The sequence below is a fragment of the Nocardia sp. NPDC059240 genome (assembly GCF_042753865.1).
Taxonomy (GTDB): domain Bacteria; phylum Actinomycetota; class Actinomycetes; order Mycobacteriales; family Mycobacteriaceae; genus Nocardia.
Window position 1 is genome coordinate 909,949 of record NZ_JBHZAC010000001.1, and the last position, 26,658, is coordinate 936,606.

Below are 26,658 nucleotides of genomic sequence, written 5' to 3' on the forward strand. Positions count from 1 at the left end.
TGTGTCATCACCGTCGATTCAAGGATCACCATGCGGATATCCGTCTGCTTGTATGCCGGCGTCGTCGCCACCGGACTCGCCGTCGCCGGTCTGCCCACCACGGCCACCGCCGAGCCGGTCCCACCCGGCGGGCTGGTCACGAGTTTCCTTCGCAATCAAGGCACCTACTGTTCGATCATCTGTCCGCTCGGCGCGCAGACGGCCAACACCGTCGTGACCACGGTCCAGCAGGCACCGGGCACGCTGGCCGCCGCCTGGCAGGTCGAGGATCCGGCCCGGGCGCTCGGCGTCACGGCCGCCTCGATCACCGGACCCACCAGCGTTGCGGCACAGCGGGCTATCGTCGCCGACGGCACGATCGTGGCACCGCGGGCGCTCAACGCATTCGAGGTCGGCGTGGTCGGGTTGATGAATGTCGGCCCTGCGGCGGCCGGTGGACTGCCCGCGACCGCCGCAGCCGTCGAGACCGCTCGCGAGGACACCTACGCCGCACTCAACGCGCCCATCGTGCCCGATCCCCCACCGCTCGCCACCCCGCACGATCCGGTGCAGGCCGCGGTCTTGGGCGTCATCGATGTGGGTTCGGCGGTGGCGTTCCCGGCTTTCAACACCGTCTTGACCGCCGCGGTCCAAGCCCCCGACGCCGCCGCACAGGAACTCGCGGCAACCGGCGATCCGGCACAGGCACTCGCCGCGGGAGCCGACACCGTGACCGCGGCAAAGGCCGCCGCCGACACCATCATCGGCGACGCAGTCACCAACGCGATGGACTTGATCGCTCAGGCCAATTCGTAGGATTCGCGCTGGAGGTGGAACTTGTGGCCGGTACTCGTGTCGGTACAGGTGATGCCGTCGGGCATGCTCAGGCAGGTCAGCGTGCCCACCGTGGTGGAGTGGTCGAAGAACAGGGTGGGCAGGCCGTCAGCGGACAGCGCGGCGCCCGCGCAGGAGAAGGCGGGGGTGCCACCCTCGTTGAGGGCGATGGTGTTGCCCCAGCGGCCCTTATCGCACCAGGCGGGGCGCTGTGGTGAGGCGAAGCCGTGGTCGGCGATGTCACACACGATGCTGTTGCCGCCGCCGATGGCGGTGGTGAACTGGCAGGTGATATTGCCTGAGGGGGAACGGAATTGGAGCAGTTGGCCGGGTGCGGCGTGGGCGGTGGCGTCGAAGGTGAGTGCGGTGAGGACGGCGGCTCCCGCCACGAGAACGCGGGTGGTCGTGCGGATTGTCATGGATTCTCCCCGGTCGGTTGTGAGCACCGGAATTCATGATGCGGACCGGGGGTTTCGATCCTCTTACAGTTCGGTTGGATCCGGTAGGCCGGTCATCGCGGTGAACAGGGCGATCATGTCGGGCCACGGCAGCGCGGATGCTTCGACGGGCGCGAAAGCCTTTCTCACCCGGTCCACGAACTCGGGACCGGCGAAGCCGACATACCGGGCGGGGTCGATGCCGAGCCGATCGGCATGGGCGAGGACCGCGGCGTGCAGTCGATTCGCGCTGTCGCGGTGCCCGAGCCGCGACAGTGCGAAGGCGCCGGCGAGCAGGGCGGCGAGTTCCTCGGAGAAGTTCGGTTGTTGCCGAAAGGAATTCAGGGCGCGCCGCAGCAACCGCAGGGCTCGGTGCAGGACCGGCTCGCCCGAGTCGGGATCGGCCAGCAGGCACCAGGCCAGCAGCAGGTCGGTGATGCCCGCACCGGAGGTGAAGCCGCCGCGCACGCTGATCTCGTGGGCCCGGGTCAGGGTGGTGGCGGCCGCGTCGTGCCTGCCGTCCTGGAACTCGACGATGCCCATCCCCCACAGCGCGGCCGCCTGCAGATAGGGCGGGGCGTCACGCCGATCGCACGCCGTGGCGAAGGCCGTCGCGGCCGCCCGCAGCGCGAGGCCGTCGCCCAGGTCCGCCAGCGCATTACAGCGCCGCAGATGCGCTTCGAGCAGCAGCAGTTCGTGGTCGGGATCGGAGTCGTCGAGCAGGGCCATCGCCTCGTCGGCATGCGCGAGCGCCTCCCGGGCCGCGCCGATCTGCGCCGAGGCCAGCGACAGGCCGATCAGGGCGCGGGCGCGATCGGCGGCGGGCGCGGACGGGCACGCGGTCAGGGCCGAGCGCAGCAGCCGCATGCCCTCGGTCGCCACGCCCGCGGTCACCCACAGGTAGGTCAGCGCACCGGTGCTCCGAAGTGCCTGCAGCGGTGCGTGTTCCAGATCGTGGGCGATGGCCACGCGCAGGTTGGGCAGCTCGAGTGCCAGCGTGCGCATCGCCTCGGGCAGCCGGGGTCCGGCGAGCAACGCCACCTGGTCGGCGATCAGCCCGCGCACCCAATTCGCGTGCGCGGCCAGTGATCCGGCGGGATCGGGATCGAGTTCGCGGCAGTGGCGGCGGATCGTCTCCAGCAGCCGGTAACGGGCGCGCCCGGAGCTGACATCGGCGGTGAGCACCGAACGATCCACCAGGGTGGCCAGACTCGCGAAGACGGCGGCACCGGTCCCGGGATCGCGAACGAATTCGGCGGCGTGCCAGTCGAATCCGCCGTCGAACGGCCATAGTCGCAGCAGCAGTGAACGATCCACCTCGGGCAGCTGATCGATGCTCCAGCCGATCGCCGCCGCCAGCGACGGGTGCGGCGAGATCGATCCGCTCGGCGTGGCCCCGAGAATGTCGAGGCGCTCGCCCAGGCGCTCAGCGAGATCGGTGAGCCCGATCGAATGTGCCCGCGCCGCAGCCAGTTCGATGGCGAGTGGCAGGCCGTCCAAGACCTCGCAGACGGTGCGCGCGGCCTTGCGGTCGGCCGGGGTCGGCTGCCAGTCGGCGCGGTGCGCGCGGGCCCGATCGAGGAAGAGCTCGACCGCCCCGGACTCCTCGCCGTCGATCGGCAGCGGGCGCAGCGGCAGCACTCGTTCGCCTTCGATGCCGGTCGGCCGTCGGCTGGTCGTGAGAATCCGCAATCGTGGACATCGCCCCAGCAGCGGCAGGACGAAGTCCAGGTGCTCCACCAGGTGGTCGCAATTGTCGAGAATCAAGACGGCGGACCGATCCCCGATCACGCGCTGCACGGCGGCCATCAGCTCACCGGTGCTCTGGGTGAGCCCGAGGGCCGCCGCGATGGCAGGGACGACCGCGGTGGGGTCGTGCACGTCGGCGAGCCGGACCAGCCAGGTGTCGGGCCGGTCGGCTGCGTGCTCGAGAACGAATCGGGTCTTGCCGACCCCGGCCGGTCCGGTGACCGTCACCAGATGCGATTCGGCGAGCAGCGCGGTCAGCAGCGACGATTCCGCACGGCGGCCGATGAATCGGGTCGAGGGCCGGGGCACCGTGGCGGGCATGACCGCCGGGTCCGCCGGTGCGCTCGGCACGGGTGCGCGCACGAGCAGCAGACCCGGATCGTGTTCGAGGATGCGACGTTCCAGCTCCCGCAGCGCCGGACCCGGCTCGACGCCGAGCTCGTCGACGAACAGGCTTCGCACCCGCCGCAATTCGTCCAGCGCTTGAGCCTGGCGACCGGTGCGATACAGACCCAGCGCGAGCAACTCCCAGCGCCGTTCCCGAAACGGCGTCTCGATGACGGCTTCGCTCAACTCGGCGACGGCCTGTGTGGTGTCACCGCTCGCCAGTCGCGCGGCTTGGAGTTCCTCGACGGCCACATCGTGCAGTTCGGCCAACCGGATCCGCAGTCCGGAAACCTGCAGGGTGTCTTCGAGTTCAGCCCACGGCTCCCCGCGCCAGAGCTCACGCGCACCGGTCAGCTGGTCCGCGGCCGCGCCGGGGTCACCGTCGGCCAGCAGTCGCAGGCCGGTGCCGACCTGCGTGGCGAACAGCTCGTCATCGCATGGTGCGGTGAGGCGGTAGCCACGCGCGGTCCGCTCGATCACCGCACGCCCCTCGGGGCCGAGAGCCGTGCGCAGCCGGTGCACCACGACCCGCATCATGTTCTTCACCTCGTCGGTGAGCCCCGCGCCCCACACCAGCTCGGCCAGCACGGAATCCTCGACCGCGCTCCCGGATCCGGTGGCCAGCGCGGCCAGCATCCGGCGCGGCACCGGACCGCCCAGCTCGCGGGCGACGCCGTCCACCTCGACCTCGATCGGGCCGAGCACCCGGAACACCATCACGACGCCACGGTAACCGACCCGGGCCGGACGCTCAGGGTCAGGCGTTACCGCAGGTCCGCGCGTGCGAGGGCGGCGAGCACGACGGGGGCGTCCAGGAGCGTGGTGTAGCGGGTGATCTGCCCGTTCCGGAGCGTCACGATGTCGATCTGGCTGCTGCGCACGGGGATATCGGTCGGGCGGATCGTCCCGATGAGGGTGCCCACCTGCACGATGCGGCCCCCGGCGTCGAAAAGATGTGCCGTCTGCAGCCGAGTGTCCAGGCAGCTGAGCCGTCGGAGATGGAATTCGAAGAACCCGTCGGGCCCGTAATAGCTACCACCCCACGGTAATCGGGCCGGAATCCGCATCATGAAATCCGGTGCGAGCACGGGCCGGACGCGGTCGAGAGCACCGGCGGCGAGATCGGTGTACCAGTCCGTCACGAGGCTGAGGTCGTCGACGGGTACGGCAGCCCGGTCCGGGTCGGGCCCGAGCCACATCACAGGCAGTGCGAGGTGTGCCAGTCCATGACATCGCCCCAGGCCTGGAACACCGGGTCGGTCCGCAACAGCAGATCGCTGGGAACACCGTCCAGCACGGCCGTTTCCGCGTAGCCCTCGATCAGCGAATCCATCTTGATCTCGGCCGGAGCGGCGGCGGCGAAGGCCTGGGCCCGGGCGGCGGCCTGCCCGCGATCACCCTGGAAGGTGCCGTGGAACAGATCGACGAACAGGTCCGTCACGTACTGGGCCTCCTCGCACTGGTTGTACGCGACGGGCGCGGGAGCCGCCGCCGCGCTCCCGGCACTCGCCGTACCCAGCGCCGAGGCGGCGGCGAGAATGCCCACGAGGGCGGCGGTTTTCGACATGGTGAAACTCCTTCGATCGCGATTTCCGGTGTGGTGACACCCTGTCCGCCCGATGTTTCACCCGGCTTACAGCCCGATGCGGCGAGCTCCCGCCCGGTGCCGCCCGACCGCGATGTAAGCCCGCTGTAATGCCCGCGCCGCACCGTGTAGGGGCCGAACCCGGCGACCCGACCGCCCAGGAGGACCCCCTTGTTCCGGACCAGTGGCGCCTGCCTCGCCCTGCTCGCCGCCACCGTCGTACTCGGCGCCTGCGGTAGCAGCGACAAGACCCCGGCGGCGCCGGGCACGACCACCGCGCCCGCCGCCGTTCCCGCCGCGACCAGCGTTGCAGCGCCGACTTCCGCTGCCGTGCAATCGGGTTCGAGTGGGGACGCGTGCACCGAGGTGCAGTACGAGATCGACCTCGCGCACCAATTGCAGCAGGGCAAGGAGCCCGCCGACCCGCAGGCGGCGATCACTCGGTTGACCGCTTTCGCCCACTCGGCGCCTACCGAGATCCTCGCCAACTACGCGCAAGCCGAGACGGTGATCTGGGGCCACATCGATCACCGTGGGGCGGATCAGATCAACAGCGACGCCATCAACGCCATCCTCGACAAACTCACCCAGTGGAAGAGCAGCCACTGCTGACAGGAAGGCACGCCATGACCTACATGCACTCGGGCACAAGGGAAGTCGCCATCCGCTGCATCCGGATGATGGGCGACGGCGCGCGCGAGGAGTTCGACGCGCTCGTCCACCCGGACGCCGTCAATCGCGAAGGCAAGGCCGAGCCCGCCGCGGCACGCACCCGTGGCCCGGCGGCCTATTGGGCCAGCGCCCTGTGGCTGCGCGACGCCTTCTCGGAGCTGAACTGGGAGATCCACGAAATCGTCGCCTCCGGGGATCTCGTGGTCCTGCACACCACCATGTACGGCCGCCAGACCGGCCCGTTCGTCGTCTACGACGACAATGCCCGCCCCGCGCAGGCGTTCGCGCCCACCGGGAGAACCTTCGCGGTGACCCAAACCCATTGGTGCCGAGTCGTCGACGGCCGAATGGTCGAGCACTGGGCCAACCGCGACGATCTCGGCCAAGCCACCCAATTGGGTTGGGTGCCGCCGACCCCGCCCTTCCTCGTCCGGTCGCAGTTGGCATTGCGCCGGGCTCGCCGCGCCGCCGCGACTTCGTGAGACGCGCCGATCACCGTCGCCGCGAACCTATTTCGGTTTCCGATGCTCGGCGATCTCCGTCGCGGTGGTGCTGTCGAGTTCCAGCGGCCCCGGCGTGACCTGACCCTGGTACTTGATCGCCGAACCGATCTGGCCGCCGTTGTAGATCAGGGCCGCCCAGTCGTTCTGGGTGGTGAGCACGTTCAACGCGTCATCGTCGTTGATCGAGACCGCGACCGGCTTCGGCCCGATGGTGAGGTCGCAGTTCCAGTCGATCGGCTTGTCCGCGGACTGTGGCGGGGTCACCGCCCACTGGTTCCAGTGCTGGCAGTAGTAGGTGGTGCGCCAGCCGGCAGCACCCGGACCGAGGCCCTTCGACTCGTCGAGCCGATTCTCGTCGAGGTCGGGCAGGGTGAGCGCGGAGTAGCCGAAGTAACCGGTGCCGTCGGCTCTGGGCACTCCGGCGGTCTGGAACGAATAGTTCAGCACGCTCAGGTAATTCGGCTTGAAGTTGATGTCGTCGTGACCACCGTGATGCAGTCCGAGGTTGTGCCCCAGTTCGTGAATGAACGTGCCGACCAGGGTGTCGTCGGAGGGATGCTCACCCCACCCGCACGGGGCCGTGGACCGGAACGCCACGAGGAAGGTGTCGCCCGGCAGCTGCGGTGAGTTCCCGCTCGAACAGCCACCGTCGTAGCCGTAGGCCCACACCATGTAGTGGAAGACATGCTGCCGCTCGGGCGCGAAATACTGGTCCTTCAGCTGCTGCAGCCCAGCGAGCATGGGGTTGAGATCATCCGTCGCGGGCACCGGATTGCCGCCGCCGAGATCATATTTCCCGTAGTGCGGTGCCGGTTTCGCCGGTGGCGGGCTGGCGCTCGTCCCGGACCCCGAGGCCGATCCCGACGCCATTGCGTCCGCGGATCCCCCGGAACCGCTCGCCGATCCGGAATCCAGAGCGGGCGTGGTCCGCGGCGGCGGAATGGGCGCACCTCGGGGGCCGAGGTCCAGATGGATATTGATCCCGGTCTTGTTGTCCGGGTTGGTGACCGGGCTGGAGGCGAACACCTGCGTGATCCGGTCCAGCACCGCGTCGGAGGGTTCCCGGCCCGCCATGTAGTCCATCTCGACGAAGATGTCCTTGTGGTTCGGGTCCGCGCCCATGGCCGGCAGATCGATGTCGACGATGCCGTCGCCGTCGGTGTCGAGGCCGTAATTCTCCCAGGTGTCGGGCAGCCCGTCACCGTCGGTGTCCACGGTGTCGCTCAGGGTGCCGACCGGAGCGCAATGCGCTGCGGGCGCTTGACCCACCACCAGAGCCATGGCGGCGGCGAGGGTTCCGACGAGCACGCGAGTCCTCATTGCTCGCCGAGACTAGAGGCCTGCGACGTCCCGACCTGCTACGACACTCCGGCACCGCGAAACCGGTACCGGAGCCTCGTGATCGAACCCGGCTACTTGCGCCCGGTGAACTCGTCCATCGAGTGGTAGACGCCGACAGTGTTGAGGTAGAAGTCGCGCAGCTTCAGCGGCAGCAGACCGGAGATGGCCCGGTTGAGCCGCGAGGTCCAGGGCAGGACCACCAGGGCGGCACCCTTCTTCATCTCCTCCCAGGAGGTGTCCACGACCTCTTCCTGGTCCAGGATCGGGGTGAACCAGAAACCCTTGGCGCCGTCGAACATTCCGGTATTGATGTAGGTCGGGCACACCGTGGTGAACTTGACGTGCTCGTTGCCGGACTGCTCGAGTTCCAGGCGCACCGAATCCGACCAGCCCAGCGCCGCCCACTTGGAGGCCGCGTAGACGCTCATGCGTGGGTTGGCCACCAGACCGGCGGAGGAGGCGATGTTCAGCACCCGGCCCTCACCGGAGGTGTTGGCCACCATGGCGGGCAGGAACTCCAGGGTGATGTACATGGGGGCAAGCGAATTGATCGCCATCGTCTTGTCGATGTCGGCGCGGTTCGCGGTCTCCCAGAAGTAGCCGTTGCCGCGCACGATGCCCGCATTGTTGACCAGCACGTCGATATCGCCGACCTCGCCGCGCACCGTCGCCGCGACCTCGGCGATGGCGTCACGGTCGGAAACGTCCACGACGTAGTGGTGAATCCGGCTGCCGCCCTGAGCCGCCAACTCGGCCGCGGTCTCCTTCAGCGTGGTCTCGTTGATGTCCCACAGCACCACGTCGGTCGCGCCCTCGGTGACCGCCCGCTGCGCGAAGGACTTGCCCAAGCCCATGGCGGCGCCCGTGACCAGGACCTTCATGCCCGCTACCGTTTTCATACCCCTGCATACCCCTGTCGTCGGTTCGGCGGAATCACTTCTGCCGCAGTGTCTTCATGACGCCCAGGTAGAGCGTCATGGTCTTGGCCCACAGCTGTTCGGACATGCCCGGCAGCGGTGCGATGGGCAGCCCCCGCTGCACCGCGATGGTCTGGGTGTCGATGTATTTCAGCAGGCCCTCGGGGCCGTGCCGGCGACCGGTGCCCGAAATGCCGAGTCCACCGGAGGGTGCGGCGACCGAACCCCAGGCGGCGATGAAGCCCTCGTTCACGTTCACCGATCCGGCGCGCACACGGGCGGCCACCTCGCGGCCGCGGCTGATGTCGCGACTCCACACGCTGGCATTGAGGCCGTAGGCGGTGTCGTTGGCCTGGGCGACGGCCTCGTCGTCGCTGTGCACGCGGTAGAGCGAGACGACCGGCCCGAAGGTTTCTTCGCGGTAGACGGTCATGCCTTCGCGCACGCCCTCGAGGACGGTCGGCTCGTAGAAGTAGGGGCCCAGCTCCGGGCGGGCCTTGCCACCGGCCAGCACGATCGCGCCCTTGGCGACCGCGTCGTCGACATGCTTGCTGACGGTGTCGATCTGACGCGGGAAGGTCAGCGACCCGATCTCGTAACCGAAGTCGAGGGTCTTGCCGAGGCTCAATTCCTTGGTGTGCCCGACGAATTCGGTGACGAACTGGTCATAGACCTTGTCGTGCACGTAGATTCGCTCGATCGATTCACACAGCTGACCGGCCGAGGCGAAGCAGGCCCGCACCGCGATCTTGGCGGCGGCGGAGACATCGGCGTCCTCCAGCACCAAAAGCGGGTTCTTACCGCCCAATTCGAGGGAGTAGCCGATGAGCCGCTCCCCCGCCTGCTGGGCGATGGTGCGCCCGGTCGCGCTGGACCCGGTGTAGTCGACGTAGTCGGCACGGGCGATGACCTCGGTGCCGACCACCGCGCCGCGCCCGAGCACGGCCTGCCACAGGCCCTTCGGCAGGCCCGCGCGCTCGGCGATATCGATGGCCCACAGCAGGGTCAGCGCGGTCTGGTTGTCGGGTCGTCCGATGACGGCATTACCCGCGAGCAGTGCGGGCAGCGCATCCGAAGCGCCCAGGGCCAGTGGATAATTCCACGGCGAGATGACCGCGACCACACCCTTGGGGCGGTTGCGCACCTCGACCTGGGTGAGCACCGGCATGACGCCGCGCGGCTTGCGGTGCGCCAGAATCGATTTGCCCTCGGCGGCGTAGTAGCGGGTGTTGACCGCGACATCGGACACCTCGTCGAAGGCGTGCACGCGGGACTTGCCGGTCTCGAGCTGGATGATGTCGAGAATCGTGTCCTGCTCGGCCAGTACCAGATCGTGGATGCGCCGCAGCAGTGCCGCGCGCTCCCCGACCGGAACCCGCGCCCACTTCTCCTGCGCGGTGCGCGCGGTGGCGAAGGCGGCCTCGATATCGGCGACCGAGGACTGCGGCAGGTCGGCGATCTTGGCTCCGGTGGCGGGCGCGAACACCTCCACCGACGGGGCGCCACCCGCGACGGCATGGCCGAGCAGCCGCCCGACCAGGTCGAAATCAAGCGCGTCGGCGGCAGCGAGCTGCGGGGCAGTCGACATTGGTCGCCCTCTCGAGGAGTCGTGTCCGGGTGGATCCCGCTATTAAATGAACATCAGTGTTACATGAACACTGGTGTTAGATTAATGGACGTGACGCCCACCATGTCAACCCCAGCGAGCCCCGCGGCCCGTCGCGGCCGCCCGCCGCAGACGGAACAGCAGGCCGACCAGGTGCGCGCCCGCATCATGCTGGCCACCGCCGAGGTCTTCGCCGAACAGGGTTCACGCGGATTGAACGTCGCCCGCATCATCGAGAAGGCCGGGCTCGCGCGGCCCACCTTCTACCGCTACTTCGCCAACGCCACCGAACCCCTGCACGCGCTGCTGGCCATCTCCAACGAGGATCTCGTCGGCGGCATCCGCGCGGCCCTGGATCGCACCGAGCAGCCGGTGGAACTGGGCATCAACATGATCGAGGCGTATCTGCACTGGGCGGGCGGCCACGGCCAGATGCTGGCCCCCCTCTTCGCCGAACTCCACGACCCGGGCTCCCCGGTCTCGGCCTACCGCGAGCAGGCCATCGAGGACATCCGAATCCTGGTGCGCGCCAAGATCGTCGCCCTGGGCCGCCCGGCCCCCACCGACCTCGACCTCGACACCGCCCTGCAGACCTGCGAATTCGTCGTCTACCGCATCTCGGCGGCCGCCCCGCACGGCGAACCGGACACCGACACCATCGACGCCGCCCGCCTGACCATGGTCCGCGGCGTCCTGGCCATGCTCGGTATCCGCGAGGACATCGAATACGCACTCACGATTCCCGGCCTGTTCGAATCGGCCGACGAGGACTGATCCGAAACTAACCGCATCAACCGGTTAGCAATATACGATTCGCCGGATTACGCTCGGCCCATGCCGGAACCCACTCCACCCCAGGCAATCTCGACCGTCACCCGCACCATCCTCCAAGACGTACCGGTGACCCCCGCCAAACTCACCGACCGTATCCAAACCCGCCGCATCTGCATGCCCGCCGGCACCGTCGCCGGCCTCCACACCCACAACGGCCCCGTGGTCGGCAGCATCGTCTCCGGCACCGTCGCCTACCGGGTCGACGGCGAGCCGCAGATCATCCTCGCCCCCGGTGACGTCTTCTTCGAACCGGAAGCCACCCGCATCGCCCAATTCGACGCCCTCGACGAGGACGTCGTCTTCCTCGGCCACTTCCTCCTGACCTCCGACCAGGAACCGGCCATCGAGTTTCCGACCGCCTGAAACGACGCAACGCCTGCACCGCGGATAGGCTTCCTGAGCTGCGGAGAGTTTCCTTTTCAGGTGCGCTGGAGTCGGTATCGGTGGCGGTGCTGGAGGACAGGGCCGCGCTGAACGGAGGAGCGGCGAATGCGTCAGGGAATGAAGTTCGGGCTTTATCTGCCGACCGGGGTCGGGCATCAGTTCACGAGCGGCAGCGATCCGGTGGCGGCGTACGAACGCATCACCGAGCTGGCTCGCACGGCCGAGGAAGCCGGATACGAGACGGTGTGGGTGCCGGATCATTTCGTGCCGTTTCCGCCCGCACCGAACTATGTCTTCGAGAGTTGGACCACGCTGACGGCGCTGGCTCGGGACACCGACCGGATACGGATCGGGCAGATGGTGACCGGGAACGGGTATCGCAATCCGGCGTTGCAGGCCAAGATGGCGTCGACACTGGATGTCGTCTCGCGCGGGCGGCTCACCTTCGGTATCGGGGCGGGGTGGTTCGAGGAGGAATACGCCGCTTACGGTTACGAATTCGAGGATGCGCCCACGCGGCTGCGGCGGCTGGACGAGGCCGCCCGCATCATCCGTTCGCTGTTCACCGAGCCGGTGACCACGTTCGACGGCAGGTACTACCAGGTCCGCGACGCGATCAACGAGCCGAAAGGCGTGCAGCGGCCCCATATCCCGATACTGATCGCGGGGGCCGGGGAGCAGGTCACGTTGAAGCTGGTCGCGAAGCATGCCGATGCCTGCAATGTGCAGGTGTCGCCGGAGGAGCTGCGGCACAAGTACGGCGTCCTCGAGAACCATTGCGACGCCGTCGGTCGCGACTACGACAGCATCAGCCGGACCTCGACCAGCTACTGCATCATCGCCGACTCCGATGCCGAAGCCCGCGCCCAGGTGCCGCCGTGGGCACCGATGGTGTTTCCGGGAGCGCTGGCAGACTATGGACTGATCGGCACCCTCGACACGATCCGCGAACGGATCGCCGCCTACGAAGACGCCGGTGTCGATGAACTCCTGATCGGCTTCCACAACGCCCTCGACCCGGACGTGGTTCGTGACTTCGCCAAAGAATTCATCCGGCCCTGAGCCTGCCGCGGTCGGCAGCGACGAGCGGTTCGTCGCCGATACCGAACGGTATCGGCGCGAGCTGCTGGCGCACTGCTATCGCATGGTCGGCTCGGTACACGAGGCCGAGGATCTGGTGCAGGAGACCTACATTCGCGCCTGGCGGGGGTTTGCGGCGTTCGAGGGCCGGGCCTCGGTGCGCACCTGGCTCTACACCATCGCCACCAATGTGTGCACGACCGCGCTGGGCGACCATCGGCGGCGGGTGCTGCCCGCAGGGCTGGGCGGCGCGTACGAAGGGCCGGACACGCCGCCGAATCCCGAAGCCGGCAACGGGATTTCATGGCTGCAGCCACTACCGGACGCCTTGATCACGCCCTCGGCGGATGATCCCGAAGCCTCCGTGATCGACCGCGAATCACTACGGCTCGCACTGGTGGCCAGTCTGCAGCACCTGCCCGCGCGGCAGCGAGCGATCCTGATGCTGCGCGACGTGCTGGCCTTCAGCGCTGCCGAGACCGCCGAAATGCTCGGCACCACAACGGCGGCCGTGAAAACCGGCCTGCGCCGAGCCCGCGCGCGCCTCACCGATCTGGCGGATCCCGCCGATCTACTCGAACCCACAGACCCTCGCGCCCAGGCCCTGCTGGAGGGTTACATCGCCGCCTTCGAGCACTCCGACGCGCACCTGCTCGAACAGGTCCTCCGAGCCGACGCCACCCTGGAGGCAACACCTTTCAAGAACTGGTACGCGGGCAAGCTGGCCTGCATCCGCCAACTCCGAAAGTACGTTCTCGGCGCGCCCGGCGACTGGCGCATGTTCCCCGCCCTCGCGAACGGCCAACCGGCCGTGGTCACCTACCACCGCGACGAGCACGGCACGATGGCCCCGTACGGCGCTGCGGTATTGACACTCACCGCGACCGGTATCAGCAGAGTGGTCGCCTTCCAGGACTCGACGCTGGTCTCCGCGTTCGGCTTCCCCGCAGCGCCTCGGCAGTAATGCCCCACCGCGCTCAGTGCGCGGGCGAGCACCCTGCCAACAGGAACGTCGCGATGCCAGCGGCCGCCAAGCCGAAACCCCCGGTTGCAACGGCGTCGTGATTGTTCTTCGGCCTCAACTCGTGGGGATCGAACTCTTGGACGTCGATGTCACCGCGCCTGGCGTAATCAGAAAAGAGTTGAATTGCCAGCCGGCGTCGGTCGATTCGGAACAGGACGGGGGCGGAGTCCAGGGAACCGGTTGCGAGACAAACGGGCCCAGATACGGGGTCGCGTGGTCCATAGCGAATCGGTGCGGCACGTCATCGGCCAGCAGGACGCCGCGGCGCGGCTGTGCGATCGCGTACTGCACAGCTGCCAGGACTCCGGCTGCCACCTGCACGGTCGTCGCGTTCTGACCGGCAACCAGGTCGCGGGAAGCGTCGATGTCGAGCAGGGATCCCGTCCACCGACTCCGAAAATCGTGACCCATGATCAGGCAGCCCAGTTCGTCGCGGCCGGAGACGACATCGTCGGTCATAATCCGGTGCCGCGAAGGGAATTCGGCATGGCCCGTGCCGAGTTCGGCGAGGCTTGCAAGCGCCGGGCCGCAGGGTCGGTAGGCGTAGCACACCGTGGGCCGATAGCGAGGCGCTTCCGGACCATCGACCGTGAGATGCTCGGATATCGAGAAGGTGTCACCGTGTGCAATGGCCATCCCGTCGATCGCTCCCGACGGCACCCACGATCGGATCCGGGTGTCCCGACCGGTGGAGGTCAGGAGGATCTGGTTCCGCGGTCCTACCCGGTGGGATATCGCGTCCAGCGGCAGCAGACATTCGTGTGTTCCCCAGCCGATCTCGGACGGGGCCATGGCTTCCCGGTACAGCTCCTCGGGGCACCAGGTGTTGGCGAACTCGTTGTCGTGATTCGCATCCGCGGAGATCTGAGTGTCGTGTTCCGCGAGATGGATCACCCGAACCCGGAGTAGTTCGGCGAGATGGTTGTAGGCACCGGATCGCCGGGCCGAGTCGATCCGCTCCCGGCGCCTGCCCGGCCCGACGTACTCACTCATCCACTCGTCGGCGATGTCATCCAGTCCGGTCTTCACGAAATGCGACATCAACCCTGGGTTAGCGCCGTGTTCGACGATCGCCGTCGGGCCACCGTTTCCGCCCCACTTCTCGATTGCGGCACGCAAGCCGAGATGTCGTGCGTAAACCGTCGGCTGATGAGCGGGGTTCGCATCGCGCGCCGTCGGGCGTTCGTCCCACAACCCAACGGACGTATTGATGTAACGCACCCCCTGTGCGTGACACCAGTCGAGCATGGCGACGGTGTCGATATCACACGCCAGGTCGATTACCAGATCGCCGGCGGCGACCTCTTGCCGAAGCACTTCTCGATAGTTCTCGCTGGTGACACGTTGCCGAAGGAACTGCGCGCCCCGACCTTCCACCCATCGGATGCTTTCAGGAGCCGGGACACAGTCGAGCACGGTGTACTTCGCCGGATCCAGTCGTAGATGTCGAAACAGCAGCGGAAGCACCGAACGGGATACGGCACCGAGGCCGACCACCAATACTCGACCCGGCATGAACATCGCCAGCACCTCCTGGGGCCGCAATCGCCCCGTTTGTGCTGGCGGCCAGTCGATTTGGCGGTCTGCCAGCTGGAACGGGGATTGCCGGAGCATACTTGAGCCCGTTGGATTCAGCGGTTCCCGGGGGATGCCGACGCCCACCGGCGCCCTCGCGATAACGGAAGTGCAGGATGGACAGCGAGCTCGCGCTTGAAATCTCCGACCCCGGCCAACTGCGTGCCCTGGCGGGATGGTTGGAGGCGACCCGAGGGGTCACGGCGACCAGGACACCCACCGCTTCGGCTCCCAATGAGCAAGGCGCTCTGGACATTCTGACGGTAGTGGGAAGCAGCCAAGTGTTGATCATGGCGATCAAGACGCTGCCCGCCTTCCTGTCGTCCCGAAGGTCGAATTTCGCCATCAATGCGACGGTGCACGGACGTGACATCGAATTGACCGCATCCAATGTGGCGGATGGCGCGGTCATCGAGCGAATCATCGAACTGCTGCGTCGAGACAAAGCCGATGGCTGACCCGGACTTCACGCGCTCGCAGGCGGTGTTGATCGGTACCTCCCGATATGCAGAGTTGAGACCCCAACTGCCTTCGGCGACGAACAGCCTCGATCGTATGTACGACCTCCTCACCGGACCGTTGTGCGCCTGGCCGACGGTGCGGGTCGAGAAGATCGCCGACCGCCCGAACCCTGACGGACTCTCCGATAAGCTCGTTGATTTATTCTCTGCCGCAACAGATGTGGCCCTCTTCTACTATGTGGGTCACGGCCAGCTCGACAACTTCGACCAGTTGTGCCTGTCACTGGTGAACTCGCGGGAGAAGCCCGCCGAGCGTCGCGCGACGACGAGTCTCACCTTCGACGATGTCCGCAAGGCAATGAGTTCGAGCAAAGCGAGAACGAAGATCGTCATACTCGATTGCTGTTTCTCCGGTCGCGCCATCACCACGCATGGTGTACTCGGCGGGGTCGATGTCGCAGACCTGACGCTCGGCACGGGTGCGTACACGCTGGCGGCCACGGGCGAGTACAGCACGGCATGGTTCGAAACAGATGCGGAAACTCTCCGACCGCAGACCTACTTCACGAAGTATCTGGTCGAACTGGTGGAGCGTGGTGTCCCGAACCGTTCCGAAAGTCTCACTCTCGGGCAATTGGGTGACATGCTCACCGAAAAGCTGGCAGCAGACGGCAAACCCAGTCCGACCCGCCGCACCGTCGACGCGGTGAACGATTTTCCGTTCGCACGCAACGCGTATACCTGGGGTGGTGCGGTCGACTACCTCAGCCTCACCGACTGCCACCAGACGACCGTGCGGGTGGACGGCGAACTCTATTGCGTAGCATTCGCACCTGACGGGTCGACGATCGCGGCGGGCTCTGGAGAATCCGCTTTCGTATGGGACCTTCCGGCCGCGGACGGCCAACAGCCTGCGCACGTACTCGCGCATCCTCGATTCGTGTACTCGCTCGCCTACTCCACCGACGCCAGGACTCTGGTCACCGGATGCGAGGACGGTGGGGTTCGCTTCTGGGACCTGGCCACCGGTCGACTCGACCGCGAAGAGTTGAACGCCCACAACGATGCGGTATACGCGGTCGCGATGTCGGGCGACGGCCGCTATCTCGCGACCGGCAGCTACGACTGCACCGTCATCGTGTGGAGACTCCCCGGCAGAACCCGAGTCGAGACGTGGCAGTTGACCGGCCGAGTGAGTTCATTGGCATTTCCCAGCAGCGGCAACGTCCTCGCGATCGGCACTCACGACAACGTGATTCACCTATGGAACTTGGATACCTACGCGAAAAACGAACTGGGGCGCCACACGAGTTCCGTCGAGTCGGTCGCGTTCTCGAGAAACGGAACGAGACTCGCATCATGTGGCCTGGATAAAACCGTCTGTCTTTGGGACGTACTCGGAAAATCGCTGATACGCAGCATGTCCGCGCACCAATACCTGGTCAAATCCGTCGCCTTCTCCCCCGACTCCACCACGATCGCCAGTGCGAGCTGGGACAAGACGCTACGACTGTGGTCGGTCGCGGGCGGAATGCCCCAGCGAATACCGTGGTGGGATGACCGTCGTTTCCGATGGCATTCCGACTGGATCTGGGCCGTCGCTTTCTCCGAGGACGGGCGCACGATAGCGACCGCTGGATCGGACGGCGTGCTGAGCCTGCTGTCGTTTGCCTAGAGCTCGACCAGGCCCGGCCGATTGACCGAAATGTCGGCCGGTACCGCCGATTCGAATGTGTGGTTCACGAGCGGCGGCGCGCACCGACCAGCAGGAGGATCGCGACGCCGGCGGAGATCGAGCCGAAAATGGTTCCGGCCTTCGCGGCGTTGTGAGCACCCTTCGTCTCGGACCGCGTCATCTCCTCGGCGTTGAGTTCCTGGAAACCGACACTGCCTCCGGTCCGGCGGCACACATCACCGGCATGCATGACTTGGCCTGCGCAGGTGGGGTTTTCGGGGGTGATGGTGCGCGACAGGTTGGGGACGTTGAGGAACAGCATGACGGCGGCGAAGAGGCCGAAGATCGCCGCCCAGACTACGTAAGCGGTTCGGCCCGAGGAAGATCCGGCGGGTTTGGCTTCCGGCGTCGACCGGGATGCCTGCGGTACCGACTGCGAGGGGGGTGGTGTCGGCTGCGCCCGCGCGGACCGCGCCTCGGCTTTGCGGTCCTTCTCGGCCTGATCCCCATACGGCTCGATCTGCCCGTACTCCCCGGTGATCTCATACGGCAGCGGATACGGGTCGCCGAGGACCGTCAGCGCATGCTTGCGTCCGGTCGACTCTTCGCGCGCCGTCACAACGGTCCGGCCATTCGCCTCGATGTCGAATTCGACCTCGATACGTGCGGTACCGCGCGGAGCCGGTGGGATGCCGTTCACCTCGATCACGCCCAGCCGCTGATACCCGTCCGCCGGGACCTGCCCGCTCTGATAGATCCGGATGTGCGCGGTGGTCTGGTTGTCGACCGTCGTAGTGAACGTCTCAACACGTTTGGTGGGATACGTGGTGTTGCGCTCGATGAGCGTAATGAAGACGTTCTTGCCGGTGACGATGCCGAGTGAGGCGGGGATGACGTCCAGCATCATGATGTCGCGCACGGTGCCCTCGAGGGCGGCGGCCAGCAACGCCGCGCCGCTCACCACGGCTTCACCGAGATCCCAGCCGCGGAAGGGTTCTCGGCCGCCGGTGAGCTCGCCGATCATGGCGGCGAACGCGGGCGTGCGGGTGGCATTGCCGACCAGGACGACCTGATCGATGTCGCCGATCGACAACCCCGCCCTCGACACCGCCCGGTCCACGATTGTCCGGCAGCGGTCGGTGAGATCGTGGGTCAGTCGCTGCACCTCGACTCGACTGAGCTGCTCCTCGAGCAGCACCGGCATCCGCCCTGGGACAGGGATATTGGGCAGTGTGACGGTGGTGGCATTCACGCTCGACAGTTCGATCCTGGCGCGTTCGGCGGCAGCCAGCAAATGCTGTGCGGTGGGAGCGTCGACTCCGGAACCTGCGCCCAGCCGTTCCAGCCAGTAGTCGACAATGCGCCGATCCCAGGCCCGGCCACCCAATTCGTTGTCACCGGCCGAACTACGCACTTCCACGACGCCCTCGCCGATCTCGATGACCGCGGCACCGAAAGTGCCCGCACCCAGATCGGTCACCAGGATCGTCCGCTCGCCACCGTCACGGTAACCGAACGCGAGGCCGGCCAGGCTCGTCTCCGCCACGAGGCGGACGACCGGCAAGCCCACCGACTCACACGCCAGATACGCCGCACGCCACTGTGTGTCACCGAAGGCCGTCGGGACCGACACCACCGCGCCGGTCACCGGTTCGCCCAGATGCGCCTCGGCCGCTTGTTTCAGTTGAGCGAGCATCTGCGACGGCGATCCGCTCACCGGACCGGCGATCACCACCGGCCGCCCGCCCTCCACGATGCTCGCCCGCGCGCTGCTCGTTCCCAGATCGATACCGATCCTGCGTCCCATGATGCCCCTCCCTCGTGCGTCAGTGACCTTGCCATATCAGCACGGCCACTGCACATTTCGAGACGGGCTAGAACGCCTTCCGGAACCGGATGGCGGGGTCGGTGAGCTTGCCGTAGCGCAGCTTCGGGAGGTCACGCAGGTAGTTCATGTGGAGTTTCCAGGGTGCGCGGTCGCCCTGTTTGGGAAGGATGTCGAGGGAGCGCAGGACATAGCCGGGCTCGAAGTTCAGGAAGGGCGCGGTGCCGACGGAGGGGTCGCGGATCGGGGTGGCCGACGCGTAACCGTGGGCGTCCATGTGGCGGAGCAGACGAACGACGTACTCGCACACCAGGTCTGCCTTGAGCGTCCAGGAAGCGTTGGTATAGCCGATGACGAATGCGAAGTTGGGGACGTCCGACAGCATCATGGCCTTGTAGGACATGGTGTCCGGGAGATTGATCGCGCGGCCGTCCACCGTCAGTTCGACGCCGCCGAAGGGGATGAGGTTCAAGCCCGTGGCGGTGATGATGAGGTCGGCGTCGAGGTCGCGTCCGGAGGCCAGCCGCAGTCCGGTCTCGGTGAAGGTGTCGATGCGATCGGTCACCAGATCGAGCTGATCGCGGCGAATCGCACGGAACAGATCCCCGTTCGGCGACAGGCACAATCGCTGATCCCACGGCTTGTAGCTGGGGTTGAAGTGCGTATCGATGTCGTAGCCCTTGGGCAGCCACCGCTCCTGCCAGCCACGAATCCACGCACGCATCCGCTTCGGATACCGCTGCGAGAGTTGATACATCAGCGTACTGAGCCCGACATTCTTGGCGCGGGCCAACGCATACGCGGTGCGCGCGGGCAGCAATTTCCGTGCCCGATCAGCGAATCCGTCCCGCGCAGGCATCGAGATGATGTACGACGGCGACCGCTGCACCATGGTCACTTGCGCCCCCTGCTCGACCAGCGCGGGCCCGAGCGTGACCGCCGTGGCCCCCGACCCGATGATCACCACCCGCTTACCGTCGACATCGACCTGCCCCGGCCAATGCTGGGGGTGGATGATCGGCCCCGAAAACCGTTCCATCCCTGCGAAATCCGGCGTGTACCCCGCGTCGTACCGGTAGTAGCCGGAGCAACTGAACAGGAAATCCGCGGTGAAAACCACACTCTCCCCGTCATGCTCCGCGGTCACCGTCCACCGGTTCTCCCCCGACGACCACTCGGCCCCCACCACCTTGTGCCGATACCGAATATGCTCATCGATCCCGTTCTCGGCGGCGGTATCCCGCACATACGCCAGAATCGATTCCCCGTCCGCAATGGCCTTCTCCCCCAGCCAAGGCCGAAACCGATACCCCAACGTGAACATATCCGAATCCGACCGAATCCCCGGATACCGGAACAGATCCCACGTCCCCCCACTCCCCTCCCGCATCTCCAGCACCGCATACGTCCGCCCCGGAAACGCCCGCTGCACATGATAAGCAGCATCGACCCCGGACAACCCCGCCCCGACGATCAGCACATCCACATGCTCAAACACAGCAGCCATAGCACCAGCCTATCGACACCGGCACGATGCGCCCACAGGCAAAGCCTCAGCTGGCCCGGTGTATCGGATGAACTCGCGATAGGGCGCGCTTCGCCTCCGCGAGTGAGATCAATTGATCCTCGCCGTCCAGTTCGGCGACAGCGGACTCCGCCCATTCCCTGATGAGCGTCGAGACGCCGATATTCCGTTCTTCCGCCAACTGCTTCAGTCTCGCGTGCAACTGCAACGGCAACCGGATCGAGGTCGTCACCACAATGTCCTCACCGGACTCGAGTCGCGGCGGCACCTGGTCTGCCGGCACCGGATCATCGCTGAAAACCAGCCGATCCATGAACGCGGCCGTCTCTTCCGGACTGGACGGAAAGTCCTTCTCGCTCATCCTCGACTCTCCTCTTCCCACCGCTCGAAGACTTTCAGCTCAGGACTTGGCGGACCTCATACGGCTCGATTCCGATCAGATGTGCCAGTGCCCAGTCCTGCCACTCGAACCCCATGCGGCAATACTATGCTCATATTATCACTGGTAGCAGCGCTTCTTGGATATCTATCGGGAGTATCGCTGCCAACGCGGACCGCCAGGGTCAGTCGCGGTGGCGGAGGCCGCTGGCTCGGAGGACTCTGCGGGCGATGGCGGCTCGGATGGATTCTTCGGTGCCGAGGATGCGGACGTGGGTGCGGGCTCGGGTGACGGCGGTGTAGAGGAGTTCTCGGGTGAGGAGGGTGGATTCGGGGCCGGGGAGGATGGTGGTGACGGTGTCGTATTGGGAGCCCTGGCTGCGGTGGATGGTCATCGCGTAGACGGTGGTGACGCCGGGGAATTGGGTGGGGTGCACGAGGTAGGGGTCGGTGCCGCGTTGTAGGGCGGCGCGCAGGGTGCCGTCGGGCATGCGGACGATGACGCCGGTGTCGCCGTTGTAGACGCGGGCCTCGTGGTCGTTGGCGGTGACCAGCAGCGGCTGGCCCGGATACCAGTGTCCGGCACCGGGATCGGTGCTGATACCGGCGGCGACGACCCAGCCGGCGGCGAGCCGGTCCCAGCGTTCGACACCGTAGGGGCCTTGGCGATGCGCACACAGCAGGCGGTGGGATTCGAGGGCGGTGAGCGCGGCGGCCGCGTTTCCGGCCAGCGCCGCGTCGGTGGCGTCGCGGGCGGCGCGCAGCACGTCGGCGCGGACCGCGGTGATGTCGTCGGGTGTGTGCAGGGACAGTTCGTCGCCGCCGTCGGTGAGGAGCGCCAGCGCGGTATCGGCGTCGCCGGCCCGGATGGCGACGGCCACCTCGGCGATGCGGCCACCGAAGCGCCGACCGCGGGTGAGGCGGACGATGCCGCCGCGCAGACGTTCACGCTCGCGGCCGGAGAGCGCGTCCGGGTGGGCGGCGCTGTCGCGCAGGTCCCCGCCGAGGATATTGTCCAGCGCCGGATTCGCCTGTCCGGGAACGGGTCCCGCCACCAGATCGGCGAGCACCGCGCCCGCGTCGACGGAGGCGAGCTGGTCGGGGTCACCGACCAGGACCAGCCGGGCGTCGGGGCGGACGGCGGGCAACAGCCGGCTCATCATGGTCAGCGACACCATGGAGGTCTCGTCGACCACGATCACGTCGTAGGGCAGCCGGTTGAATTCGTTGTGCTTGAAGCGGCCCGCGCCACCACGCTGCCAGCCGAGCAAGCGGTGCAGGGTGGCGGCGGTCAGTTCGGGCAGGCCGATGTCACCGGCCTGTTCGCGCACCGATTCCTGCATGCGCGCGGCCGCTTTACCGGTCGGGGCGGCCAGCGCGATGCGCAGCGCGGGCGCGCCCGGCATCGCCTGCTGATGCGCCACCAGCAGGGCGAGCACCCGGGCGATGGTGTGGGTCTTGCCGGTGCCGGGGCCACCCGCGACCACGGTGGTCCACTGGGTCGCGGCGAGCGCGGCCGCCAGTCGCTGCCGGTCGGGCGGTTCACCGGGCCCGGCCTGGTCGGGGAACAGCCGATCCAGTTCGCGCCGAACCAGTTCGGCGTCCACCATCGGATGGGAGGCGGCCCGCTCGGTCAGCACCCGGCGGATGGTTTCCTCCTGCCGGTAGTACCGGTCGAGGTACAGCAGCGGCCCAGTCTGCGCCGCACCGGGCGGGTCGATCAACCGCAGCGGCCGCAGCGGCCCGGCCGGGCTGCCGGTGACCAGCGGACTCACCCGCAGTGCGGCGATGACGGATTCGACGTCGGGCCAGGGCAGGGTGGCCGGGTCGATGGCCGATTCCTCGGTGCCCTCGGCATCCACGCCGATCTCGTGCATGCGCCGCACTTCCAGGCACACCGACCCGGATCGCACCGCGCGCACCGCCAAGGCAGTCGCGAATACCGCCGCCTCGGAACGTTCCCCGCCGAGTCGGGCCAACCGCAAGGCGACATGCAGGTCGGCGGCCGACAGCACGCCGGCATTGTTGAACACCTGCAGTAATCCGGTTCCGCGCTGCGCCAATTGAATCGAGGTCATCGGCCCACTCCAGTCTCACCGGCCAGCACTGCGGTATCACCGGCGAGCATCGCGGACAGTTCGACGACCAGCCGCGTGGGCGGCTGCCAGTCGAAAACTCCTGCGCCATCCGGGGTTTCCGGTCCGATCATGCCGCGCACGAACAGGTAGCGGATCCCGCCGAGATGCTGGTCCGGGTCGTAGCCAGGCAGGCGCCACCGCAGGTATCGGTGCAGCGCAACCGAATACAGGATGGCCTGCAGCGGGTAGTGCGAACGCATCATCTCCGCACCCATGCGCTCGTAGGTGTAGTGCGCCACGGTCAGGTCGCCGGTGCCGAGCCGGTTGGTCTTGTAGTCGACGACGACGAAACGCGGTCCGGCGGTGCGCAGTACGGCGTCGATACTGCCGGTGAGGAAGCCACGCAGCGGGGTGTCGTCCAGATGCGCCAACTGGTCGGCGTAGGGGCCGAAGACGTCATCGCCGGGGACGTGGCGACGCCACAGGTCGGCGATGCGAGGCACGGTGACCCGTCCGGCGGTGGGTTCGTCGCCGCCCGCGAGGGGCAGTTCGAAATCGAGCTCGCTCAACCGATCCCGGGTCGCGACCCCCGCCAGCGTGCCGAACCCGATCGGCGTGTGCATCACGGCCAGCAGCGCGGCCGAGAGCACCTCCGGGTCGGCGTCGAACATCTGCTCGCCGACCGCGTGCAGGCAGCGCGCACGGATCTCGGCGGCCAGATCGGCGGCGTCGGTGTCGACGTACTCGAGCACCTCGTGCACGAGCGTGCCGAATTCCGCGCCGTAGGGCAGCGAATTCATCAGCGAGGGTGCGGCTCCCGCGAACACGTCGACCTCGTCGGCCAGCACCGAAGGGGTAGCGGGTTCGTCGGCGACGCCGCCCTCGGGCAGATCGCTCGCGGGCAGCGCGTCGTGCGCGCCCGCCGTCAGCGCGGAGTACGAGGTACGCCGCCAGGCCTGATCCAGGGTGCGGTCGAAACGCGCGACCGCCAACGGCTCGGTGGCGGTGGCGGTGTCGTCGAGCGGCAGGCGGGCGCGGTTGATCTCGCGCACCGGTTCCACCGCGATCACACCGGGTTCGGCAGCCGCCGCCCATTCCCGAATCCGTTCCAGCGCCACCGAATCCGCGGGCACCGGCACCTTGTCGGCCACGGCCGGACTACCCGGTTCGCGGCCCAGCAGCATGCGGTGCAGCGGCGCGGTCTGGGTGTCGAAGGCGGGCGCCCACCAGGCGACCACCTGCGCGCCCGCGCGGGTGAGCCCCACGTACAGCAGCCGCAGTTCCTCGGCCTGCTCCTCGTCCTCGGCCCGCTTGCGGCGGCTGCTGTAGCCGGGCGCGTCGGGCCCGCCGACATCGAGTACGCGGCGGCCCTGCTCGTCGTGGAACAGCAGCGTCGGCGGATTGCGCATCTTGCCGGTGTCCCAGGCGAAAGGCAGGTATACGACGGGGAATTCGAGTCCCTTGCTGGCGTGCACGGTGGCGATTTGCACCGCCTCGGCATCGCGGTCCAGCCGGCGGCTGCGACCGGCCACACTGCCCGATGCCGGATCCCGGACCCGGTCGGCGAGCCAGCGGGTGAGCGCGGACAGTCCCATACCCTCCCGCAGCGCGGTCTCGTCGAGCAGCTGCGCGATCTGACGCAGGTCGGTGAGCTGTCGTTCGCCGCCCTCCAGGGCGAGCAGGCGCGGCGCGAGTTTCGTTTCGGCGCTGAGGCGTTCGGCGACCGCGGCGAAGCCGGACCGGGCGAACAGTCGCGCGCAGTCCCGCAGGTCCGCGCTGAGACGTCCGACCAGATCCGCACCGCCCGCGTCGATCTCGGCCGCGCTCAACCCCAACAGCGGGGTTCCGGCGGCCAAGCGCACCCGGTCGCCACGATGCGGCTGTTCGAGCGCGTGCAGCACCCACAGCCAGTCGGTGGCCGCGGGTGTACCGAAAACGCTTGCGCCACCGGCCAGCACGGCGGCGACACCCGCGGCCTCGAGTTCCTTGCGCACCAGATCCAGCTGCTTGTTGTAGCGCACCAGCACCGCGATATCACCCGGGCCGATGGGCCTTTCGGTCGGCGTCCCCGCATCGATGCGCATCCCGGAACCGAGCAGGCCGACGATATCGGCGACCACGTCGATGGCGACCCGCTCACGCTGGCGGCCCACGGTCGGATACCCGGACCGGTTGAGCGGTCCCGCGCCACTGCGCGGCAGGCACCGCAGCCGCAGCGGCGTCACCAGTTCCGGCGGGCCCGACAGCCGCGAGAACGGCCTGGTCGCGGCCACCCGGTGCACGGTGATCTCCTTGTGCCCCAAGGCCGCACCGCCCTGGAGGTGTTCGAGAGCGGTCAGCAGTCCGGCGTCACTGCGCCGGTTGGTGGTGAGTTCGCGCTTGCCGTCGGCGTGCGCGACCGCGTCCAGGTAGCTCAGCACCTCGGCCCCGCGGAACGCGTAGATCGCCTGCTTCGGGTCGCCGACCAGCACCAGCGTCGCATGCCCGTGGAAGGCGCGGCGCAGGATGTCCCATTGCAGCGGATCGGTGTCCTGGAATTCGTCGACCAGTGCCACCCGATACCGGTCGCGGATCCGCCCGCAGGCCAGCGGACCGTGCTCGGGATCGGCCAGCACGCCGTGCAGCAGCACCAGCAGATCGTCGAAGTCTCGCAGGCCCGAAAGCCGTTTGCGCCGAGCGGTTTCCACTCGTGCGGCCGCGGCGAAGGCCACTCGCTCGCCCGCCGGATCCTCCTCGGACTCGGCCTCGGGCTGCAGCAGGGCGTGGGCGTCACCCACCGCCGCGGCGGCCAGCCGTTGCGCGTCCGCGGCCGGGAAGGGCGCACCGCCGCGCGCGTACCGGCTCAGGTACAGATCGTCGGCGACCGTGGACACGACATCCTCGATCCCCTCGACCAGCCGCACCCCCGGATCCTGCTCCCCCGCCAGCCCCAGCTCATCGAGCATCCGCTGACAGAAACTGTGCGTCGTCGCGATGGTCCCCGCGTCGAAGTCCGACAGCGCGGCCAGCAGCCGCTCCCGCCGCGCCGCGATCTCCCCCGGATTCCCTTGCGCGAGATGCCGAATCAACTCATCGCTCGACGCGAGCGCCCGCTCCGGATCCCCCAGCGCCGTCGCCACCCCCACGAACCGATCCCGAGTCCGCTCCCGCAACTCCTGCGTCGCCGCCCGGCTGAACGTCACCAGCAGCAACTGCGAGATATCGATCCCGCCCTCGGCCACGAACCGCACCGCCAACCCGACGATGGCATACGTCTTCCCGGTCCCCGCACTGGCCTCCAGCACCGTCGTCCCCACCGGCAGTGGCCCGGTCAGCTCGAACCGATTCGCCGAATCCTCCGGCCCCGCAACCGAACCGGCGACATCTCCGGACCGGCTGGTCGACCCGTGCGAGGCGGCACCGGCCACCAACCCGGAGTCCCACAGTCCCTCGCCGAGGGCCTCCGCGTCGGGCACGTCGCCCGGACGATCCGTGCCCGAAGCCCCGCCTCCGATAGCCGCATCGGCGGCCGAAGCTGTTGCGCCGGAAGCCCGTTCGCCGACCGTCGCGGCCGGACTCGGTTCGACCGTGGCGGGCAACTCGAACAGGTCCGGGGCCTCGGGCACCGGAGGCGAGCTCTCGCGGCGGCGGCGGGACTCGCCCACCGGGCCCTCGCTGCTGCGTCGGGTGCGTGGGGCCGGACGGGGTGACAGTTCTTGATCGGTCAGGGAGAAGAGGTCGTCCGTCATCCGCACGCACCGCCCGAATCCAGGCACAGCCGCCGGGTGCCGCGCGCGGGGTCGGCTGCGGGCACGGTGCGACGTCGGGCT

At 67.8% G+C, this 26,658-nt stretch carries 22 protein-coding genes; 9 read left to right on the forward strand and 13 right to left on the reverse strand.

Annotation, left to right across the window (positions count from 1 at the left end):
- Positions 1-30 precede the first annotated feature (30 nt).
- Positions 31-795 carry a hypothetical protein gene (locus ACFXHA_RS04320; protein WP_379352780.1) on the forward strand — a complete coding sequence of 255 codons (765 nt, stop codon included), beginning with the start codon at positions 31-33 and terminating at the stop codon, positions 793-795.
- Here the strand turns inward: ACFXHA_RS04320 and ACFXHA_RS04325 are convergent.
- The 4 genes from ACFXHA_RS04325 to ACFXHA_RS04340 all read right to left on the reverse strand — a co-directional run bounded on the left by ACFXHA_RS04325 (position 780) and on the right by ACFXHA_RS04340 (position 4,953).
- Complete coding sequence (locus tag ACFXHA_RS04325; protein ID WP_379352782.1) at positions 780-1,232, reverse strand: DUF6636 domain-containing protein; 453 nt, start codon at positions 1,230-1,232, stop codon at positions 780-782. The two genes, ACFXHA_RS04320 and ACFXHA_RS04325, sit on opposite strands and share 16 nt — an antisense overlap.
- 63 nt (positions 1,233-1,295) lie before the next feature.
- Complete coding sequence (locus tag ACFXHA_RS04330; RefSeq protein ID WP_379353452.1) at positions 1,296-4,103, reverse strand: BTAD domain-containing putative transcriptional regulator; 2,808 nt, start codon at positions 4,101-4,103, stop codon at positions 1,296-1,298.
- Positions 4,104-4,150: 47 nt separating this feature from the next.
- A complete protein-coding gene (locus tag ACFXHA_RS04335) occupies positions 4,151-4,585 on the reverse strand; it encodes a nuclear transport factor 2 family protein (protein WP_379352784.1) in 435 nt (144 codons plus the stop codon).
- Complete coding sequence (locus tag ACFXHA_RS04340) at positions 4,585-4,953, reverse strand: hypothetical protein (protein ID WP_379352786.1); 369 nt, start codon at positions 4,951-4,953, stop codon at positions 4,585-4,587. The genes ACFXHA_RS04335 and ACFXHA_RS04340 overlap by 1 nt, the downstream gene beginning before the upstream one ends.
- A 189-nt stretch (positions 4,954-5,142) precedes the next feature.
- Between ACFXHA_RS04340 and ACFXHA_RS04345 the strand changes: the two genes are divergently transcribed.
- A complete protein-coding gene (locus tag ACFXHA_RS04345; protein ID WP_379352788.1) occupies positions 5,143-5,583 on the forward strand; it encodes a hypothetical protein in 441 nt (146 codons plus the stop codon).
- Between the two features lie 14 nt (positions 5,584-5,597).
- Positions 5,598-6,125, forward strand: a complete 528-nt coding sequence (locus tag ACFXHA_RS04350) for an ester cyclase (RefSeq protein ID WP_379352790.1) — start codon at positions 5,598-5,600, stop codon at positions 6,123-6,125.
- A gap of 27 nt (positions 6,126-6,152) precedes the next feature.
- Here ACFXHA_RS04350 and ACFXHA_RS04355 read toward each other — a convergent pair whose 3' ends face one another.
- From ACFXHA_RS04355 to ACFXHA_RS04365, 3 genes are all read right to left on the reverse strand, one after another.
- Positions 6,153-7,466, reverse strand: a complete 1,314-nt coding sequence (locus ACFXHA_RS04355) for a zinc-dependent metalloprotease family protein (protein ID WP_379352792.1) — start codon at positions 7,464-7,466, stop codon at positions 6,153-6,155.
- A gap of 92 nt (positions 7,467-7,558) precedes the next feature.
- Positions 7,559-8,368: an SDR family oxidoreductase gene (locus tag ACFXHA_RS04360; protein WP_379352794.1), complete on the reverse strand. Its 810-nt coding sequence runs from the start codon at positions 8,366-8,368 to the stop codon at positions 7,559-7,561.
- 52 nt (positions 8,369-8,420) lie between these two features.
- The gene (locus tag ACFXHA_RS04365; RefSeq protein ID WP_379352796.1) at positions 8,421-9,992 is read right to left on the reverse strand and encodes a succinic semialdehyde dehydrogenase; all 1,572 of its coding nucleotides are present in this window, start codon (positions 9,990-9,992) and stop codon (positions 8,421-8,423) included.
- A gap of 90 nt (positions 9,993-10,082) precedes the next feature.
- Between ACFXHA_RS04365 and ACFXHA_RS04370 the strand changes: the two genes are divergently transcribed.
- The 4 genes from ACFXHA_RS04370 (at position 10,083) to ACFXHA_RS04385 (ending at position 13,272) form a co-directional block, all read left to right on the forward strand.
- A complete protein-coding gene (locus tag ACFXHA_RS04370; RefSeq protein ID WP_379352798.1) occupies positions 10,083-10,784 on the forward strand; it encodes a TetR/AcrR family transcriptional regulator in 702 nt (233 codons plus the stop codon).
- A 60-nt stretch (positions 10,785-10,844) separates the two neighbouring features.
- Complete coding sequence (locus tag ACFXHA_RS04375; RefSeq protein WP_379352800.1) at positions 10,845-11,207, forward strand: cupin domain-containing protein; 363 nt, start codon at positions 10,845-10,847, stop codon at positions 11,205-11,207.
- A gap of 126 nt (positions 11,208-11,333) precedes the next feature.
- Positions 11,334-12,290: an LLM class F420-dependent oxidoreductase gene (locus ACFXHA_RS04380; protein WP_379352802.1), complete on the forward strand. Its 957-nt coding sequence runs from the start codon at positions 11,334-11,336 to the stop codon at positions 12,288-12,290.
- Positions 12,259-13,272 (forward strand): RNA polymerase subunit sigma-70, encoded by a 1,014-nt coding sequence (locus tag ACFXHA_RS04385; protein ID WP_379352804.1) that lies wholly within the window; start codon positions 12,259-12,261, stop codon positions 13,270-13,272. Before ACFXHA_RS04380 ends, ACFXHA_RS04385 begins: the two co-directional genes overlap by 32 nt.
- A 114-nt stretch (positions 13,273-13,386) precedes the next feature.
- On the opposite strand, the gene ACFXHA_RS04390 is transcribed toward ACFXHA_RS04385, so the two are convergent.
- A complete protein-coding gene (locus ACFXHA_RS04390) occupies positions 13,387-14,853 on the reverse strand; it encodes a saccharopine dehydrogenase NADP-binding domain-containing protein (protein ID WP_379352806.1) in 1,467 nt (488 codons plus the stop codon).
- A gap of 170 nt (positions 14,854-15,023) precedes the next feature.
- Here ACFXHA_RS04390 and ACFXHA_RS04395 point away from each other — a divergent pair, with 170 nt between their 5' ends.
- Both ACFXHA_RS04395 and ACFXHA_RS04400 read left to right on the forward strand, forming a co-directional pair.
- Positions 15,024-15,365 (forward strand): hypothetical protein, encoded by a 342-nt coding sequence (locus ACFXHA_RS04395; RefSeq protein ID WP_379352808.1) that lies wholly within the window; start codon positions 15,024-15,026, stop codon positions 15,363-15,365.
- Positions 15,358-17,043 carry a caspase family protein gene (locus ACFXHA_RS04400; protein ID WP_379352810.1) on the forward strand — a complete coding sequence of 562 codons (1,686 nt, stop codon included), beginning with the start codon at positions 15,358-15,360 and terminating at the stop codon, positions 17,041-17,043. The genes ACFXHA_RS04395 and ACFXHA_RS04400 overlap by 8 nt, the downstream gene beginning before the upstream one ends.
- 64 nt (positions 17,044-17,107) lie before the next feature.
- On the opposite strand, the gene ACFXHA_RS04405 is transcribed toward ACFXHA_RS04400, so the two are convergent.
- The 5 genes from ACFXHA_RS04405 to ACFXHA_RS04425 form a co-directional block, all read right to left on the reverse strand.
- Complete coding sequence (locus tag ACFXHA_RS04405) at positions 17,108-18,850, reverse strand: Hsp70 family protein (protein ID WP_379352812.1); 1,743 nt, start codon at positions 18,848-18,850, stop codon at positions 17,108-17,110.
- A 67-nt stretch (positions 18,851-18,917) separates the two neighbouring features.
- Positions 18,918-20,375 carry a flavin-containing monooxygenase gene (locus ACFXHA_RS04410; protein ID WP_379352814.1) on the reverse strand — a complete coding sequence of 486 codons (1,458 nt, stop codon included), beginning with the start codon at positions 20,373-20,375 and terminating at the stop codon, positions 18,918-18,920.
- Between the two features lie 46 nt (positions 20,376-20,421).
- Entirely contained in the window at positions 20,422-20,754 is a 333-nt protein-coding gene (locus tag ACFXHA_RS04415) for a ribbon-helix-helix protein, CopG family (RefSeq protein ID WP_379352816.1), read from the reverse strand.
- Between the two features lie 202 nt (positions 20,755-20,956).
- On the reverse strand, positions 20,957-22,849 hold the full coding sequence (recD, locus tag ACFXHA_RS04420; protein ID WP_379352818.1) for an exodeoxyribonuclease V subunit alpha: 1,893 nt from the start codon (positions 22,847-22,849) through the stop codon (positions 20,957-20,959).
- Complete coding sequence (locus ACFXHA_RS04425; protein WP_379352820.1) at positions 22,846-26,577, reverse strand: UvrD-helicase domain-containing protein; 3,732 nt, start codon at positions 26,575-26,577, stop codon at positions 22,846-22,848. The genes recD and ACFXHA_RS04425 overlap by 4 nt, the downstream gene beginning before the upstream one ends.
- Between the last annotated feature and the right edge of the window lie 81 nt (positions 26,578-26,658).

Excerpts from the sequence above, each read along its gene's own strand:
- ACFXHA_RS04320 (WP_379352780.1), top strand. The coding sequence starts at position 31 with ATGCGGATATCCGTCTGCTTGTATGCCGGCGTCGTCGCCACCGGACTC.
- ACFXHA_RS04325 (WP_379352782.1), bottom strand. The coding sequence starts at position 1,232 with ATGACAATCCGCACGACCACCCGCGTTCTCGTGGCGGGAGCCGCCGTC.
- ACFXHA_RS04330 (WP_379353452.1), bottom strand. The coding sequence starts at position 4,103 with ATGGTGTTCCGGGTGCTCGGCCCGATCGAGGTCGAGGTGGACGGCGTC.
- ACFXHA_RS04335 (WP_379352784.1), bottom strand. The coding sequence starts at position 4,585 with ATGTGGCTCGGGCCCGACCCGGACCGGGCTGCCGTACCCGTCGACGAC.
- ACFXHA_RS04340 (WP_379352786.1), bottom strand. The coding sequence starts at position 4,953 with ATGTCGAAAACCGCCGCCCTCGTGGGCATTCTCGCCGCCGCCTCGGCG.
- ACFXHA_RS04350 (WP_379352790.1), top strand. The coding sequence starts at position 5,598 with ATGACCTACATGCACTCGGGCACAAGGGAAGTCGCCATCCGCTGCATC.
- ACFXHA_RS04355 (WP_379352792.1), bottom strand. The coding sequence starts at position 7,466 with ATGAGGACTCGCGTGCTCGTCGGAACCCTCGCCGCCGCCATGGCTCTG.
- ACFXHA_RS04360 (WP_379352794.1), bottom strand. The coding sequence starts at position 8,368 with ATGAAGGTCCTGGTCACGGGCGCCGCCATGGGCTTGGGCAAGTCCTTC.
- ACFXHA_RS04365 (WP_379352796.1), bottom strand. The coding sequence starts at position 9,992 with ATGTCGACTGCCCCGCAGCTCGCTGCCGCCGACGCGCTTGATTTCGAC.
- ACFXHA_RS04375 (WP_379352800.1), top strand. The coding sequence starts at position 10,845 with ATGCCGGAACCCACTCCACCCCAGGCAATCTCGACCGTCACCCGCACC.
- ACFXHA_RS04380 (WP_379352802.1), top strand. The coding sequence starts at position 11,334 with ATGCGTCAGGGAATGAAGTTCGGGCTTTATCTGCCGACCGGGGTCGGG.
- ACFXHA_RS04390 (WP_379352806.1), bottom strand. The coding sequence starts at position 14,853 with ATGTTCATGCCGGGTCGAGTATTGGTGGTCGGCCTCGGTGCCGTATCC.
- ACFXHA_RS04395 (WP_379352808.1), top strand. The coding sequence starts at position 15,024 with ATGGACAGCGAGCTCGCGCTTGAAATCTCCGACCCCGGCCAACTGCGT.
- ACFXHA_RS04400 (WP_379352810.1), top strand. The coding sequence starts at position 15,358 with ATGGCTGACCCGGACTTCACGCGCTCGCAGGCGGTGTTGATCGGTACC.
- ACFXHA_RS04405 (WP_379352812.1), bottom strand. The coding sequence starts at position 18,850 with ATGGGACGCAGGATCGGTATCGATCTGGGAACGAGCAGCGCGCGGGCG.
- ACFXHA_RS04410 (WP_379352814.1), bottom strand. The coding sequence starts at position 20,375 with ATGGCTGCTGTGTTTGAGCATGTGGATGTGCTGATCGTCGGGGCGGGG.
- ACFXHA_RS04415 (WP_379352816.1), bottom strand. The coding sequence starts at position 20,754 with ATGAGCGAGAAGGACTTTCCGTCCAGTCCGGAAGAGACGGCCGCGTTC.
- recD (WP_379352818.1), bottom strand. The coding sequence starts at position 22,849 with ATGACCTCGATTCAATTGGCGCAGCGCGGAACCGGATTACTGCAGGTG.
- ACFXHA_RS04425 (WP_379352820.1), bottom strand. The coding sequence starts at position 26,577 with ATGACGGACGACCTCTTCTCCCTGACCGATCAAGAACTGTCACCCCGT.